Below are 15347 nucleotides of genomic sequence, written 5' to 3' on the forward strand. Positions count from 1 at the left end.
TTTCGTTCACTCCGTTATTTTCTTAATTTTATAGGGAAATACCCTGCGGGTATATAGGAAACACCCTTTAAGTATACCTTTATGCCCAAAAAGCATGGGCAGGACTTATGAAATCATGCCTCTATTGTAAATTACATTTCTAATTTTGCAAGCATTTTTTTCTTTTCTTTCCAGCATTTCATCGATTCTGGTGATATACTGTTCCACATCTTTGACATTTTCCACCCGTTCCAGACGGTTCTCTGACGGGAACACCACCTTTGTGGTGGTTCCTGCCCCACAGGCCATAATGGTCTGCTTTTCTTCCATAATTAAAATATTATAGATACAGGCTTTGCCTGGAAGGGAATAGCCCACGTTTTCAAAATTACCGGCCATGTTTTTCTGGCGGTAAAGGTAATACGGCTCCTGTCCCATGCTCCTTGCATAGGAGGCGGTTAAATCTATCATTTCCTGGGTATTGGTGATCTTTAAATCCCCGTATTTTTCCTTAAACATGTTAAGGCGGGCCGCACGTTTGATGGCAAGGGAATGAACGGTAATGCCATCCGGCCCAAGAGCCTTTATTTCCTCCATGGTACGGGTCACATCTTCCATGTCCTCTTCCGGCAGCCCGATGATTAAGTCCATGTTGATGTTGTCAAAGCCCAAAGACCTTGCCATAAAATACCGGTCCTTTACCATGTCCACGGTATGGCGGCGGCCGATGATGTCCAGGGTTTCCTGCTTCATGGTCTGGGGATTGATGGATATACGGGTCACACCGTGGTCTTTTAGAACCTGAAGCTTTTCCATGGTAATGCTGTCCGGGCGTCCGGCCTCCACGGTAAATTCCTTGACCCCGGTAAAATCAAAGGTCGCTTTCAGCCTGGTTATCAGCTTATCCAGATGAAGGGCGGAAAGGGAGGTCGGAGTACCTCCGCCGATATAGACCGTATCCAGGGTCCTTCCTGCCATTTTCTTTGCCGTATAATCCATTTCCTTAAATAAAGCTTCCAGATACTGTTCCATGCGTTTTTCCCATTGTCCTATGGGAAAAGAAGTAAAGGAGCAGTAAAGACAGGTGGTAGGGCAGAATGGAATGCCTACATACAAGCTGTAACCGTGACTGTAATCAATGGCGGAAATGAGTTCCATCTCCCGCCCGGCAATTTCCAGGCTTAAATCTATTTTTCCGTCACTGGTCAAATAGGTATCCTTCATGTATCTGCGGACGTCCCCGTCCGTATATCCTTCCAAAAGCTTTGTCATGGCTATTTTGGTTGGCCGGATTCCCGTTAAAGTCCCCCAGGGAAGTTCTTTCCCCGTAAGCTCCTTAACCATGACATAAAGCATCCGTTTGATCCGGTTCTTGGTTTCAAAACGGTCGGTAAAATCCACTTTTGTGGAGGAAGAGCTTTGAGTCTCCTTCTCAAAATCCTGGATCATCAGCTCAAAGACAGATTCCCCCGTCCTGCCCCGGACAAGAAGACGGTACGTCTCTTCTGGGCTTTCCTTGTGGACAAAGCCCTCTCCCGGATAAAACGCCATCAACAGCTCCCGGATATCCTGCTCAAAGGACTGGTCGTCTAATATTAATCCTATCATGTGTTTTCCTCATTTTCGTCCATGTTTTTTTGGACATACAGGGATACCCGCAGGGTGTTTCCTCATTTTCGCCCATGCGTTTTAATACTTCCTATCCTCTGTATGATGCCACCGGATTATATACTTTTTCATGGCCAATGGTGGTCGCCTCGCCATGGCCCGGATAAACAAGAATATGGTCAGGCAGGACAAAAAGCCGTTCCTTTATGGAGCTTAAGATCATGGACTGGTTTCCCGTAGGAAAGTCTGTTCTTCCCAAAGACTCCAAAAAGAGGGTATCCCCGCTTATAAGGATGTTTTCCGACTCGATCAGGTAGCAGACCGAACCAGAGGTATGGCCTGGGGTAAACAAAACCTGAAAGGTCATTCCTGCAAGAGAGAGGATGGCTCCATCCTCCTCATATCTGTCTGCATGAACCGCATAAGCCTTGCCAAAAGAAGAAGACAAATTGACGGACGGATCTGCCAGCATTTCTTTTTCCTTTTCCCCGGCATAAATTTTTATCTCAGGAAATGCCTCTTTTAAATCTTTCACAGCTAAAATATGGTCAAAATGCCCATGGGTCAGTAAAATCGCCTCAGGAACCAGTGAAAGCTCCCGGCACACCTCCAGGATATGTGCTCCGTCTGCGCCCGGATCCACGATCACTGCCTTTTTAAGGGACTCCCGGTATATGACATAGCAGTTGGTTCCAATCTGGCCCACAGGAAAGGTCTTTATTCTGAAATCACTCATGTTCTTATCTCCTAACTGAAATTATCTTTATGTAACTCTGGTACAAGCATATCCACCGGGCTCACAGCTGGCGCAAAAAGAGAAAACTGCGTTATCCCGCAGTCCTCTCAATGTCTATGACTCCTTCGATTTGTCTCAGCTTGTCAACCAGCTTCCTCAGCTCTTCCACGCCATGAGTATCAAAGGTCATGGTAATGGTGGCCTTGCCCTGCTTGTTGGTTCTGGAGTTCATGGAGGTGATATCGATCTGCCTCTCTGTAAACACCTTGGATATGTCCACAAACATTCCGATCCGGTTATTGGCAAATATCTTGATTTCCGCGGAATACCGTTCCTTGGTGTCCTCGCCCTCTGCTTCCTGCCATTCTGCGTCAATGAGACGGTTCCGTTCGTCCTCCGGCAGGTTTAAGACGTTGACACAATCTGTCCTGTGGATGGAAATCCCACGTCCGCGGGTCACAAAGCCTACGATCTCATCTCCCGGCACAGGGCTGCAGCACTTGGAAAAGCGGACCGCAAGGTCGTGAATTCCCTTTACCACGATACCGCTGCCGGAGCGCCTCTTGACCGGCAGCCTGTTGCCCATATCCTCTATGTCATTTAAAATACTGTTATCCGTAACGTCCTTCTTAAGCTTCTTATTCCGCTCATCCACCATCTTATTGATGACCTGGCCCTCTTTTAAGCCCCCGTGTCCGATGGAGGCAAGAACGGATTCCCAGTCGCGGAACGCATAGCGCTTCATGACCTTTTCCTGGTATTCCGGCTTGCTGATCTCAGAATAATTGATTCCCTTTGTCTTACAGTAGCGGTCCACCATTTCCTTGCCGCGAAGGATGTTATCTTCTTTCAGTTCTGTTTTAAACCACTGGTTGATCTTGTTCTTGGCCTGAGTGCTTTTCACGATGTTCAGCCAGTCCCGGCTGGGCCCCCTGCTGTTCTGGGAAGTGATGATCTCCACCTGGTCGCCGTTTTCAATCACATATTCAATGTTTACCAGTTTTCCATTGACCCTGGCTCCCACCATCTTGTTGCCTACCGCACTGTGTATGGAGTATGCAAAATCAATGGGCGTGGAGCCGGCAGGAAGATTCTTCACATCCCCTGAGGGGGTAAAGCAGTAAACACTGTCGGAGAATAAATCCAGATCTCCCTTTACCATGTTTAAGAATTCCTTGTTATCGGACATGTCCTTCTGCCATTCCAGGATCTGGCGCAGCCAGCTCAGCTTCTCTTCCTCTTTGCCTGCTGCCACTTGTCCGCTTCCGCTCTCCTTATACTTCCAGTGAGCAGCAATTCCGTATTCTGCGGTACGGTGCATATCATAAGTACGGATCTGGATCTCAAAGGGCTGCCCATTGTTTCCGATCAGAGTGGTATGAAGGGACTGGTACATATTGGGCTTTGGCATTGCGATATAATCCTTGAAACGGCCGGGAATAGGCTTATACATCTCATGGATCACTCCAAGGGCAGCATAGCAGTCCTTTACGCTTTCAACGATAATACGCACTGCAAACAGGTCATAAATCTGGTCCAGAGTCTTGTTCTGGTTCACCATCTTCTTATAGATACTGAAAAAAATGCTTCACCCGTCCATCTACCCTGGCTTCAATGCCGCCGGTCCTTAAATGTTCCTGTACCTCATCTACAATGCTCTTTACAAAGGTTTCCCTGGCATCCTTTTTTTAAAGATATTTTCTCAGCCAGCTCATAATATATCTCCGGCTGCAGATATCGTAAGGACAGATCATCAAGCTCGATCTTTATTTTGGAAATACCTAGGCGGTGGGCAATGGGAGCATAGATTTCCATGGTCTCCTTTGCCTTTTCCTTCTGTTTTTCCGGTTTCATGTACTGAAGCGTCCGCATGTTATGAAGGCGGTCCGCCAGCTTGATGATGATGACGCGGATATCCTTTGCCATAGCCAAAAACATTTTCCTTAAGTTTTCAGCCTGGATCTCCATCTTATCCATGGACCAGGATATCTGGGTCAGTTTGGTGACGCCATCCACTAAAAGGGCCACCTCTTCCCCAAATTCCGCCTTCAGCTCATCTAAGGACATGATGGTGTCCTCTACCACATCATGAAGGATCCCTGCGGCAATGGTTTCTTTATCCATCTCTAAGTCAGCCAGTATAATGGCAACACAAAGAGGGTGAATGATATACGGTTCACCCGATTTGCGTCTTTGGTCCTTATGCGCTTCATCCGCAATACGATATGCCTTTTCTATCATGGTGATATCATCGGAAGGGTGATATCTCCTTATGCTGTGGACCAGCTCTTCATAAAGCACATCCGGGCTGGTGAAATCAGCCGGAGCCTCCAGATCCACATCCACCTTCCGCTTCTCCGGACATTCGTTTTCCAAAGCCGCCAAATTATTCTTTTCCATTATTGGACTATCTGCCATATGCCGTCACCCTTTTGTAGCATTCCTGGTTTTCACCTATTTTTAAACGTAGTTATCATTCATTATAATTATTATTGTCGAAAAATGCAAATATTTTTTTCTTTCTCTCCTTCTTCAAGGAAAGCTCCTTCCAGTGCATACCGGTTCATCTGCCTTAAATCCGCCTCTGTAAATCCCATGTGTTTCTTAATAAGCTCAGCTTCTTTTTCCAGTGTGGTATCTGAAACAGTCATGTTATCCGTATTGTAGGTAACCCGGATTCCCCTGTCATAAAAGGCCTTTAAAGGATGCTCCTTAATGGATGGAACAGCCCTTGTCTGAAGGTTGCTGATCACACACATCTCTAAGGTAATCTTTTCCTTTTTTAGAAGGTCCATACATGCTTCCGACTTGATTGCGGCACATCCGTGTCCAATTCTTTTTGCTCCGTAATGAACCGCTTTTATGATATTTTCATAATCGCCGCACTCTCCTGCGTGTATGGTAAAGGGAACGCCGTTTCTGCCGGCCTTCTTAAATAAAGGCTCGAAATGCTCCATGGGGATCATCCCTTCCGGTCCTGCAAGGTCCACCCCAACAACGCCCTTCCCAAGATAAGCCCTGGCAATCTCAAAGGTTTCCTCATTTTCCCGGTCAGGCCCGTTTACCATGGCACAAAGAAGGACTCCTGCCTTTAAAGGAGATTTGCCTGCTCCCTTATTCACCCCTCTTATTACCGCTTCTACTGCCCGTTCCATTGTCAGGCCCTTATTTCTATGAAGCTGGGGTGCAAAGCGGATCTCACTGAGGATAAGGCCCTGGGAGGCCAGCCGCTCTGTTAAATAAAAGGCTGCCAGCTCCAGAGCTTCTTCCGTCTGAAGCAGCTGTCCCGGTAAGTCAAAGCACTTTAAATAATCCACAAGGCTCTCACAATTTTCTCCTGCTACCAGGCTTTTTCTTCCGCCCTGTCCTTCAAAATCATATCCGATCTGCTCGGCAAGCAGCCTTACCGTATCAATGGTCAAGGAGCCGTCCAAATGCAGATGGAGGTCTGTTTCCAGTAGTTTCATAACGATTCCTCCTTTAGTCAATAAAAATATCTTACCATATTACGGGAAAAGTAACAATTATTCTTTGAGCAGACTATTTTACTATCCTGCTCAAAATGAAGAACTTTCATGAAAAAAACGTGCCCCATTAAAAAAAGGGCACGCAAACCATACGTTAAAAAGGAGATCACCATGTCATCCATCTGGATGCCATATGCGGTTCCATGGAATTCCCCCTTTTACAGTCTCACTTCTTAAACAATGGCACAACCGCCTCAAAGGATTGTATGCTGTATTCATATGCCGCTATTTTATCAACCCCATCCCCGACTTCGTCCAGGTCATAGGGATTACGGAACGCTGCCATAACCATGGGTATCTTTAATTTTTCCAGTTCTTTTGCAAGGGAACTCTGTCCACGGTTTAAATGTCCATTGTAGGTGCCGAGCACAAGATTTGTATATTTCTTACTTCTTACTTTTTCCAGTATTTCGTTTATTTCTCCGGAATCCGGATCTATGGAAAAAGAATATGCATCTCCTCCAAACCTTTTCTGCATAAATGCGGCAAACAGCAGATCATCCATTAAGCGGCTGGAGGCCAAAGTGGAACGATAGGCATAACAGCTTAAAAATACAGGATTTTTTCCCAGCAGATGGCCATACCCTCTTTTCCGGTTTGTAAACCGTATGCTGTCGCGAAAGAGTGACTTTACAAACTGCTCCGGTTCTTTTCCTGATTTTTTTCCCGTATCTACATTGGGTGAAGCATGCCTTTTCTTGTATGCAAGGATCCGCTCCACAGCATCGTCTATCCGGGATATGGGAATCTCGCCGGATTCCACTGCTTTTTCTATTTCCCTTGCCGCTTCCGCCGCAAGGCCTGCCGTATGGGAAATGAATATTAAATCAACGCCTGCCATAATGGCCTTTTTCGCTCCGAAAGCAGTACCAAAATATTCTTTGATGGCATTCATCTCCAGGCAATCCGAAATCACCAGTCCCTGAAAGCCCAGCTTTTTTTCTCAGTATTCCCTGAATCATGGTCTCTGACATGGTTACCGGCAAATTTTCCTTTTCGATTCTTGGAAACAGTATGTGAGCAAGAGTTACCGCCGGAGCTCCCCTCCGGAAAGCTTCTTTAAACGGAATCAGTTCCTCCTTTTCCAGTTCTTCATAGGATTTTCCGATACAGGGCAGGGAAAGATGGGAATCCACCGCCGTATCCCCATGTCCCGGAAAATGCTTTACCGAACACATGATTCCGGAATCCAGATACCCTTTCACCATTTCACAGCCGTATTCGGTTACTATTGCGCTGTTTGGGCCAAAGCTTCGCACTCCGATCACCGGATTATCCGGATTGTTATTAATATCCAGAACCGGAGCCAGATTGAAATTGATCCCCAGCTCTCTTAATTCCTGCCCCGTAAGCAGTGCCGCCTCATATGCATTTTCCTTATCTCCGGTCTGTGCAAGGGCCATTGCTCCTGGTATGTTGACCGATCCTTCCGGAAGTCTTCTTACAACTCCCCCCTCCTGGTCAATGGTGATAAAGGCATATTCTCCGGTTTCTTCTTTTACCAGCTTTTGAATGGAATCACAAAGTACCCTCAGCTGATCCCTGCTTTCAATATTATGGGAAAACAATATAACGTTCCCTACTTTATACTCTCTTACCAGCCCTATCATTTCTTCACTTAATTCCCCGGCTGGAAAGCCTGCCACCATCATCTGTCCGATCTTCTGTTTTAATGTCATTTCCATCATACTCACATCACCCCTTTCAGCCATAAATGTGATATGCCTTTTTGCGTTCTGAAAACGCTTTTGAATCCCTTTCAAAACCAGCCAGCAATTCTTCCTTTGAAACTATTTTCTCTGTAAGCTGGTCTGAGCCGAACAAAAGATCTTCCATTGGTCTGGTGCTTCCCTCATAAGGATCAAGAAAAGCAAAGCGGTCTTCATAAATGGTCCTTATTGCATCAAGAAGCTCCAGGCCGCAGACCGTGGACCGGAAGGCCCGGCTGTCCGTAACGTGGATATGGATTCCTTCGCAGGCTTCTCCCTTAAATTTTGAAAAATACGGAGTAAAATAAGCGGTCGAAAACAACACACCGGGAAGCTTTTTCTCTGTCATATGCTTCACAAGCCTGCCTGCATTTATAAATGGCGCACCGATTATTTCAAAAGGCGCTGCAGTTCCCCTTCCTTCCGAAATATTTGTTCCTTCAAAAAGACAGGCTCCTGCATACACCAGTGCTGTCTCATATTTTGGCATTCCCGGACTTGGCATCACCCACACATGGCCTGTTTCCGGATGCATGGTATGCCTGCTTAAGCCTTCACAGGGAATTATTGTCAGCCGGCAGCCAAGGTTTTTCTCCGCATTTACCATTAGGGCCAGTTCTCCCACTGTAAGCCCATAGCGCATACACAGAGGATATGCCCCTACAAAGCTTTCAAACCCGGGCTTTAAGCAGTTTCCCTCCACCAGATCTCCCAGAGGATTATAGCGGTCCAGGATAATAAGCTCCTTTTCAAACCTTGCGCACTCTTCCAGTGCATAGATCATCGTTGATATAAAGGTGTAATATCTGACCCCCAGATCCTGAATATCATATACAACGGCATCTACCAGATCTAACATTTCCCTGGTCAGCCTCTTTGAATTTCTCCGGTACAGGCTATATACCGGCAATCCGGTATCCGGGTCCATGTAATCCTCAACATCTCCGCCTGCTCCTATATTTCCCCTGACTCCGTGCTCCGGACCAAACAGGGCTGTCAGCCGGTATTTTTTTATGAAGTATGTCGATGGTAGAATTTAAATACCTGTCAACGCCTGAAATAGAAGTGATCAGGCCCAGACGTTTCCCGTCTAAGACCTTATGCCAGCGGTCCACACAATCGATCCCGTTTTTTTACCATAATCTGCCTCCTGCCGGATTAAACGGATATGCCTGCATATCCAGTTAATCACTGCCATCCATACGATTATCGAAGTGGTTTTACACTTCCGATAATATAACCTTTTTTTGTTCCTGATCCAAATCAAATGCCTCCGCATACCCGGTTCTTGCCAGACAGCCGTTTACCCTCATGAGATGCTCATAATACTCTTTATAGGGAAATGAAGGGCTGTGTACGGCAAACCAATGGGTGTCAATGGCCTTTTTCCACAGTTCAAATCCTTCTTTTGAGACTTCCAGATAAATATATTTTTCAAAGCCAGCCGAATCTTCCCAGTTTTCCGCATAATAGGGTCCTTTTGCGAAATGAGCGCTGTTTTTCCTCTCAAGCCCGGAAAGTCCTGCAAAAAACTGGGCATCCTTTACGATCCTGTGGGTTGTTTCATGATCCTTATGGATGCTGTTCTTCCAATGGGTCAGCAATGCAGCGGGCCGGTATTGGCGGATTATATCACAGAGCCGAAACCTCACCTCATCATTATCCGGCAATTCTCCATCTGTGTAAGGAAATATCACAGCCTCCCCTCCAAGCATTTCGGCAAAGGAATGGGCTTCCTTTTCCTTTTGTATTCTGTATTCTTCCACCGGCATACCTGGCGGATTGCCTCTTTCCCCGCCGGTCAATGCTACGGTAACGATCTGACAGCCTTTTAATGCCATGGTCGCCAGAAATCCGCCGCTTGTCAGCTCTGCATCCCCCACATGACCGCCTATTGCCATGATGCACTTTCTTTCCCCGTTCATCGGTCCTTCCATTCCTTCCTCATATCCGCCCAGGTCCTTACAATACGGAATCCTGCGGCTTCATAAACATTTCTTGCGGGATTATTTTCCCCGGTAAAAAGACTCATAAAATCTGCGCCCTTTTCCTTCAGGCTTATGCATAGCCTGCAAAACAGGACCGTTGATATCTTTTTCCCCCGGTAATCAGGATCCACGCCGATTCCGCAAAAAAATCCCCTCCCGCTTTTTTCCACATCCAAAGGCCCTGTAAAGCCGATCACTTTGCCATTGTGTGCTGCGATCAGAATGGGGCGGCGGTTTTCTTTCTTTGCCGTTTCTCCCAGAATATCTCTTTCCCACAAAGGATTATGGAACTTATGTATCATTTCCTCCATGCCGTAATGCCTGTCAGAATCATAGACTTCTATTGTAATGCCCTCTTTTTCCAGTCCTTCTATGAGGTCTGCTGCAAAATCCGGCACCAGATAATTATCAAGGTCCAGATAATAGCTGTTCTGCATCGCATAATCACGGTACCTGCAATTTTTAAAGAAAAGATAGGCATTGCTCCCCACATCCACTCCCGGAGCATTGGGATGATCCGCCTTCTCTTTCCCTGGAATATACCAGGAAAACGCCATGGGATTAAAGAAAACAATTTCGATCCTTGAAACTTTGCTTTCCTTCCGGAGTCTGTCTTCCAGACAGGCAAGCATTGTTTTTCCGATTCCCTGGCCCTGCATTTCTTTTTTTACAACAATCATGGATAGATAAGCCCTGTCCTCGCCCCTTAAGAAGCAGCCGGATGCAAATCCCCAGCCATGCTCCTCCAGAATGGCGATCTTATGTACCTCATCTGCCTGGTCTTCCATAAAAAATCTACAAAAGGCACTCTGGTTTTCAAATGGCCGGAACAATACTTCTTTTGCCTTGACCGCATCTTCAAACAATTCATAGGCAATTCCTGCATTCTCTTTGTTCAGATCCAAAAATTTCATACAAATCACTCCTTATGGCCGAAGAACTGAGGCAGGTATTCTTTATGGGCTTCCAACAGCTCATGAAGCACGGCCTTTGCTTCTTTCTGGGAACCACCAGGGGATTGATCATAAGGGCCAGCAGGGCCTTCTGAGGGCTTCCTGTTACCGCCGCCTGGCAGCCTGCTATTTCAAAGGATTTGATCTGCTGCAAAAGACCGTTGACCGTCCACGGCAGTTCCACGCCATTTACCGGAACCGGCCCTTCCTTTGTGATCCTGCAGCTTACTTCCACGATCTCCTGGTCCTTGAAATTTTTTATGGCACCTCTGTTTACGGTGTTTACCACCTGAATATCTCCCTTGTCATTATAAATGGAATGGATCAGATTGCATGCCGAATCACTGTAATGGGCACCGCCCCGCTGTGACAGCAATTCCGGTTTTTCATTCAATTCCGGATCCTGATACAGCTCAAACAGCTTTTTTTCCACCTGTTCCACAAGTTCTGCCCTGGTCTCATGTTTTTCATATTTTTCCAGGGCTTCTTCCAGATAATCTTTTGCCATATAGTAATATCTGTGATAGGAGCATGGCAGCACTCCAAGCTCTTTTACAAAATCATTGTCCCAGGTGACTGCCTTTATGTTCTTCACAGTGCCGCCTTCCCCCCAATGGCTGATCACGTCTTCCGTCATGTCCTTTCCAGCCGCCTCCACTCTGGTCACGTAAACCATATGATTTAAGCCGCCCATGGTGACTTTCACCTCTTCCATGGACTTGCCAAGCTGATCCGCCACTGCCTTATGCATGCCGTAGGGTATGTTGCACAGTCCGATGAACCTCCGAAAGCTGCTGTATCGGTTCAATCCCTCCATGACCATGCCCACCGGGTTTGTAAAGTTGATCAGCCATGCTTCCGGGCACAGCTCCTCCATGTCTTTACAGATATCCAACAGGACCGGTATGGTTCTCATCCCTTTGAACAGACCGCCTGCACCATTGGTTTCCTGGCCAAGAAGCCCGTGCTTTAAGGGGATTCTTTCGTCCTTCACTCTGGCCTGGAGCAGTCCGACCCGCAGCTGGGTAACGACAAAATCAGCTCCGAAAAGAGCCTTTCTCCGGTCCAGGGTTGTATGAATTTCCATTGGAACTCCTGCTTTTTTTACCATGCGCTTTGCAAATTCAGCTACAATCCGTAATTTCTCCCCGCCCTCCGGGATGTCCACCAGCCATAGTTCCTCCACAGGCAGTGATTCGTACCGTTTTAAAAATCCGTCCACCAGCTCCGGTGTGTAACTGGACCCTCCTCCGATTGCCACGATTTTCACACCTTTTTTTCATGACTGAACGCCTCCTTCTTTGCTTTGCAGCAATAAATACAGGGCTCCGATTCTCCCTGCCATGTTTCCCTGCTCACAGGCCTCTATGGCCGTATACGGTTCCAAGTGGGGATACAGGGTATATACCGCTTCTTTCATATCCCTTATAAATATCTTATTTTCACTGATTCCCCCGCCGATCAGAAGTATCTGGGGATCCACCGTGACAGCAAAGTTGCCGATCACCATTGCACCCTTGTAAAGCCATTCCCGGTATATCCGGTTAATATCCGGGTGGTCCAGATGGTTGAAAATATACGCTCCGTCCACTTCCCTGCCAAGGATTTCCGATACCTTTCTCACCAGAAGAGAGGTCGCTCCTGCCCCTTCTGCCACCGGCTTTTTGTCCGCTTCCCGAAGACCTACTCTGGTAAACCCCACCTCACCGGATTTAAAGTGGCTGCCCCGGTGTAATTCCCGGTTTATAATGATGGCACCGCCGATCCCGGTTCCAAAGGTGACCATACAAATATCCTCATATCCCCTTCCTGCTCCCCGGACCATTTCTCCCAATGCAGCACAATTGCTGTCATTTTCAAGCACTGCGGGAATCGGATATTTCCTGTTTATCTCTTCGTTTAAACGATACGCCCTGAAATTGGCTCCAACACTGAAATCCGTATTTTCTCCTGTCACCGGATGGATAAAGCCGCCCATACAGATTGCAGCGCCGCTTATGTGATCCACATAGGTTTCCACGATCTCCATGAACTGCCGGAGAAACCTGGCCGGCTGTTTTTCCGTTGGCACGCTTCCTTCATGAAGAACCCGGTATTCCGGATCCATAAGGCTGTACTTTATGTAAGTACCTCCTATATCAATTGCCAGGTATTGTTTCATATCCGTTCCTTTCTCCTGTCTCCCGTAATATGATCCTGACGGCTCCCTGGGCAGCTCTCCCCTCATCTTCATGATTTCCAGCCGGGGAAATCTTTTTTTCGCATTTTCACAGAACAGGTGGTATATCTCATTATTTTTCATCAATACACTTCCGCTCACCACCAGGGAGACCGGAAAATCAAAATGAATCAGTACGGCTCCGGCCAGCTCCGCCAGGTCCCTGGCACAATACTCCAAAATCTCAATGGAGGCCTGATCCTTTTCCCTGATCCCTTCTTCTAACAGAGGAGCCAGGGCAGCGATCTCTTTTTTTGCTTCTCCCGGGCTTATACAGCCAGGTGATTAGATCTTCCACGGAACCCGCATTAAGAAAACGGAATGCTTTTTCCTTTAATACGGTCTGGCCCGCTCTGCCATCTTCTGCCCTCACCACTGCTTTTAATATATCTCTTCCAATGGCATAGGCACTTCCGGCGTCATCGATGATGTGGCCGTAGCCGCCGGCCCGGAACTTAACCCCGGATTCATTGACCCCGCAGCAGATGGAACCGGTCCCGGCAATTAAAATGACGCCGGCAGGTTCCTCCAGAGCGCCTGCCAGGGCTGTTTCATGGTCTCCCACCAGCCTGATCACTCCCTGCATCCCCTGTTCTTTTAAATTGCGGGTCAGCAGTTCTGCCGTATCCCGGTTGCTGATTCCGGCGGCGCCAATGCAGATCCCTCTGCAGTCACTCATATTCAAGCCTGACTTTTCCAGTTCTGCCTTTAACTCTGCCAAGGTATTTTCCGCTGCTTCCCGGGACTGTCCATTGATGTTTAAAGGCCCTAACCGGAATGTTGCCATAAGACTGCCATCAAGTCCGGCAGCCATTGCGGTGGTGGCGGTCCCGCCCCATCCATTCCTATCACAAATAGTTCTTTCAACTTATTTCCTCCATTCTTCCTTCTCTTATCCCTTCACCGCACCAACCGTTACTCCTTCCAGAAAATATTTCTGCAAGGCAAAGAACAGAATAAACATAGGCAATGCTGAGATGGTTGCACCTGCCATCATGGGTGAAAAGTAAGTGGTATTTGCAAAACTGAAATTTTTAAGCCCCACCTGAATGGTCTGCATCTGCTCATTGTTGCATACCAGAAACGGCCAGAAAAAGGTGTTCCAGTTGCCCATAAAGGTCATGATCGCCATAACCGATAAAATTGTTTTTGAAATAGGCATGACTATTTTTATCAGGATCTGAAACTGATTGCAGCCTTCTGTTCTTGCCGCTTCCAGAATGGAGGTGGGAAGAGAGGAAAAGAACTGCTTTGCCATAAATACGTTATAGCAGGTGACCAGAGACGGCACGATCAATGCGGTATAAGTATCTGTCAGCTTCAGTACATTGGCTACCAGTATGTAAAGCGGAACCTGTGTGACCTGATAGGGCACCATCATCGCAAACAGCAGCAGGAAAAATAATATTTTACTTCCGGGAAATCTTATTTTGGCAAAGGCATACCCTGCCATTCCGGCAAAAACCACATTGCTTAATGTGACGGTACTAGCAACGATCATGGAATTTACGATCCACCGGAATGAGCTTTTGCTGAATCCAAAAAAAGAATTTATAGGAATCCAATGTATAATATTTGGGGATCAGAGTATAACTGGCTGCCCCAATCTCATTTGGCGCCCCAAAGGAAGAGATAATCATGTAATAAATCGGAAACAGGGTCAGAAGACCTAAGATAAGCAGGATGGCTGTCATTATCACAGTTCTGAACACTAATTTATATTTTTGATCGTTTCCATATTGTCTGAATAAACCATACCAGCCTCCTAATACTCTACGTCTGCAGCCATTACCTTAAACTGGAAAACTGCAAAGACCGCGATGATTCCTGCTAATAATAACGCCTGGGCACATGCCTCCCCATAATTAAAATATTTGAAAGCATTGTTAAATATCAATAATCCCACCATGGTAGTTGCATTATCCGGCCCGCCCCCTGTCATTAAATACGACGTCTGAAATGCCTGAAATGCATTGATCACTCCTGTTATGGTGAGAAAAACAGTGGTCGGCTTGACCATAGGCCATACAACGTATTTGATTCTCTGTATAAAAGTCGCTCCATCAATATTGGCAACCTCATAATAGGTGGGGTCAATCCCAAGCAATGCGGCCACATAAATAATAACGGTAGAACCGATGCCTGAGAATATCGTCATAATGATCAGTGACAGCATGGCCGTTTGAGAACTGCCCAGCCAGTTCTGATTCTGGATCCCAAATGACCGGATCACGGAATTTAACAGACCGCTTGGCAGAGGATCAAATATCCATTTCCATACAAAGGAGAGGGCCACTCCCGATGCAATCCCGGGCAGATAAAATACTGCTTTAAAAAAATGACTGGCTCCTTTTCTTAAAGGGTACCAGAAGAATAGAGATGATGAACGCCACAAGGATGGAGACGGGTACCGTTACGGCCGTATACACCACAGTGTTCCAGATGGATTTAAAGAAAAGTCCGTTTTTTTTAATGTGTTACTGTAATTGGCTAATCCCACAAACTCCGTTTTTAAAGGCTTATAAGTCTGAAAGCTTACAATCGCTGCCTGTACAACCGGATATAACGTAAAAATAATAAATGACAAAATGGGCACGAGCACGAAGGCATACCCCCATTTGGCGTCATT

General features: G+C 46.7%; 13 protein-coding genes and 2 pseudogenes. All 15 read right to left on the bottom strand.

Annotation, left to right across the window (positions count from 1 at the left end):
- Window positions 1-105: 105 nt before the first annotated feature.
- Window positions 106-1587: a coproporphyrinogen dehydrogenase HemZ gene (gene hemZ, locus JCM10519_RS21010; RefSeq protein ID WP_054741606.1), complete on the bottom strand. Its 1482-nt coding sequence runs from the start codon at window positions 1585-1587 to the stop codon at window positions 106-108.
- Window positions 1588-1678: 91 nt separating this feature from the next.
- A complete protein-coding gene (locus JCM10519_RS21015; RefSeq protein ID WP_054741608.1) occupies window positions 1679-2323 on the bottom strand; it encodes an MBL fold metallo-hydrolase in 645 nt (214 codons plus the stop codon).
- Between the two features lie 91 nt (window positions 2324-2414).
- Window positions 2415-4741 (bottom strand): annotated as a pseudogene (locus JCM10519_RS21020) (bifunctional (p)ppGpp synthetase/guanosine-3',5'-bis(diphosphate) 3'-pyrophosphohydrolase).
- Window positions 4742-4812: 71 nt separating this feature from the next.
- Entirely contained in the window at window positions 4813-5790 is a 978-nt protein-coding gene (add, locus tag JCM10519_RS21025; RefSeq protein WP_054741610.1) for an adenosine deaminase, read from the bottom strand.
- A gap of 226 nt (window positions 5791-6016) precedes the next feature.
- Window positions 6017-6745 carry a glycoside hydrolase family 3 N-terminal domain-containing protein gene (locus tag JCM10519_RS21030; RefSeq protein WP_347845035.1) on the bottom strand — a complete coding sequence of 243 codons (729 nt, stop codon included), beginning with the start codon at window positions 6743-6745 and terminating at the stop codon, window positions 6017-6019.
- Window positions 6678-7538, bottom strand: coding sequence for a glycoside hydrolase family 3 N-terminal domain-containing protein (locus tag JCM10519_RS21035; protein ID WP_347845036.1), 861 nt, complete (start codon window positions 7536-7538; stop codon window positions 6678-6680). Before JCM10519_RS21035 ends, JCM10519_RS21030 begins: the two co-directional genes overlap by 68 nt.
- Before the next feature lie 16 nt (window positions 7539-7554).
- Window positions 7555-8574 (bottom strand): DUF1343 domain-containing protein, encoded by a 1020-nt coding sequence (locus JCM10519_RS21040; RefSeq protein ID WP_347845062.1) that lies wholly within the window; start codon window positions 8572-8574, stop codon window positions 7555-7557.
- Window positions 8495-8674: a hypothetical protein gene (locus JCM10519_RS32705; RefSeq protein WP_347845037.1), complete on the bottom strand. Its 180-nt coding sequence runs from the start codon at window positions 8672-8674 to the stop codon at window positions 8495-8497. Before JCM10519_RS32705 ends, JCM10519_RS21040 begins: the two co-directional genes overlap by 80 nt.
- Window positions 8675-8779: 105 nt before the next feature.
- Complete coding sequence (locus JCM10519_RS21045; RefSeq protein WP_347845038.1) at window positions 8780-9496, bottom strand: PIG-L family deacetylase; 717 nt, start codon at window positions 9494-9496, stop codon at window positions 8780-8782.
- Window positions 9481-10461 (bottom strand): GNAT family N-acetyltransferase, encoded by a 981-nt coding sequence (locus tag JCM10519_RS21050; protein WP_054741617.1) that lies wholly within the window; start codon window positions 10459-10461, stop codon window positions 9481-9483. The genes JCM10519_RS21045 and JCM10519_RS21050 overlap by 16 nt, the downstream gene beginning before the upstream one ends.
- A gap of 5 nt (window positions 10462-10466) precedes the next feature.
- Window positions 10467-11770: pseudogene (locus JCM10519_RS21055) on the bottom strand (6-phospho-beta-glucosidase).
- A 9-nt stretch (window positions 11771-11779) separates the two neighbouring features.
- Window positions 11780-12898 carry an ROK family protein gene (locus JCM10519_RS21060; protein ID WP_054741619.1) on the bottom strand — a complete coding sequence of 373 codons (1119 nt, stop codon included), beginning with the start codon at window positions 12896-12898 and terminating at the stop codon, window positions 11780-11782.
- Between the two features lie 4 nt (window positions 12899-12902).
- Complete coding sequence (locus tag JCM10519_RS21065; RefSeq protein ID WP_347845063.1) at window positions 12903-13574, bottom strand: BadF/BadG/BcrA/BcrD ATPase family protein; 672 nt, start codon at window positions 13572-13574, stop codon at window positions 12903-12905.
- 36 nt (window positions 13575-13610) lie between these two features.
- Window positions 13611-14219, bottom strand: a complete 609-nt coding sequence (locus JCM10519_RS21070; protein WP_347845039.1) for a carbohydrate ABC transporter permease — start codon at window positions 14217-14219, stop codon at window positions 13611-13613.
- A 264-nt stretch (window positions 14220-14483) separates the two neighbouring features.
- Window positions 14484-15113, bottom strand: coding sequence for a sugar ABC transporter permease (locus JCM10519_RS21075; protein ID WP_347845040.1), 630 nt, complete (start codon window positions 15111-15113; stop codon window positions 14484-14486).
- Window positions 15114-15347 lie beyond the last annotated feature (234 nt).

The sequence above is a fragment of the Clostridium sp. NkU-1 genome, assembly GCA_001312405.1.

Bases quoted from the DNA above. Each gene is read 5' to 3' on its own strand.
- JCM10519_RS21045 (WP_347845038.1), bottom strand. From the start codon at position 9,496: ATGGAAGGACCGATGAACGGGGAAAGAAAGTGCATCATGGCAATAGGC.
- JCM10519_RS21030 (WP_347845035.1), bottom strand. From the start codon at position 6,745: ATGAATGCCATCAAAGAATATTTTGGTACTGCTTTCGGAGCGAAAAAG.
- JCM10519_RS21050 (WP_054741617.1), bottom strand. From the start codon at position 10,461: ATGAAATTTTTGGATCTGAACAAAGAGAATGCAGGAATTGCCTATGAA.
- add (WP_054741610.1), bottom strand. From the start codon at position 5,790: ATGAAACTACTGGAAACAGACCTCCATCTGCATTTGGACGGCTCCTTG.
- JCM10519_RS21070 (WP_347845039.1), bottom strand. From the start codon at position 14,219: ATGATCGTTGCTAGTACCGTCACATTAAGCAATGTGGTTTTTGCCGGA.
- JCM10519_RS21015 (WP_054741608.1), bottom strand. From the start codon at position 2,323: ATGAGTGATTTCAGAATAAAGACCTTTCCTGTGGGCCAGATTGGAACC.
- JCM10519_RS21035 (WP_347845036.1), bottom strand. From the start codon at position 7,538: ATGATGGAAATGACATTAAAACAGAAGATCGGACAGATGATGGTGGCA.
- hemZ (WP_054741606.1), bottom strand. From the start codon at position 1,587: ATGATAGGATTAATATTAGACGACCAGTCCTTTGAGCAGGATATCCGG.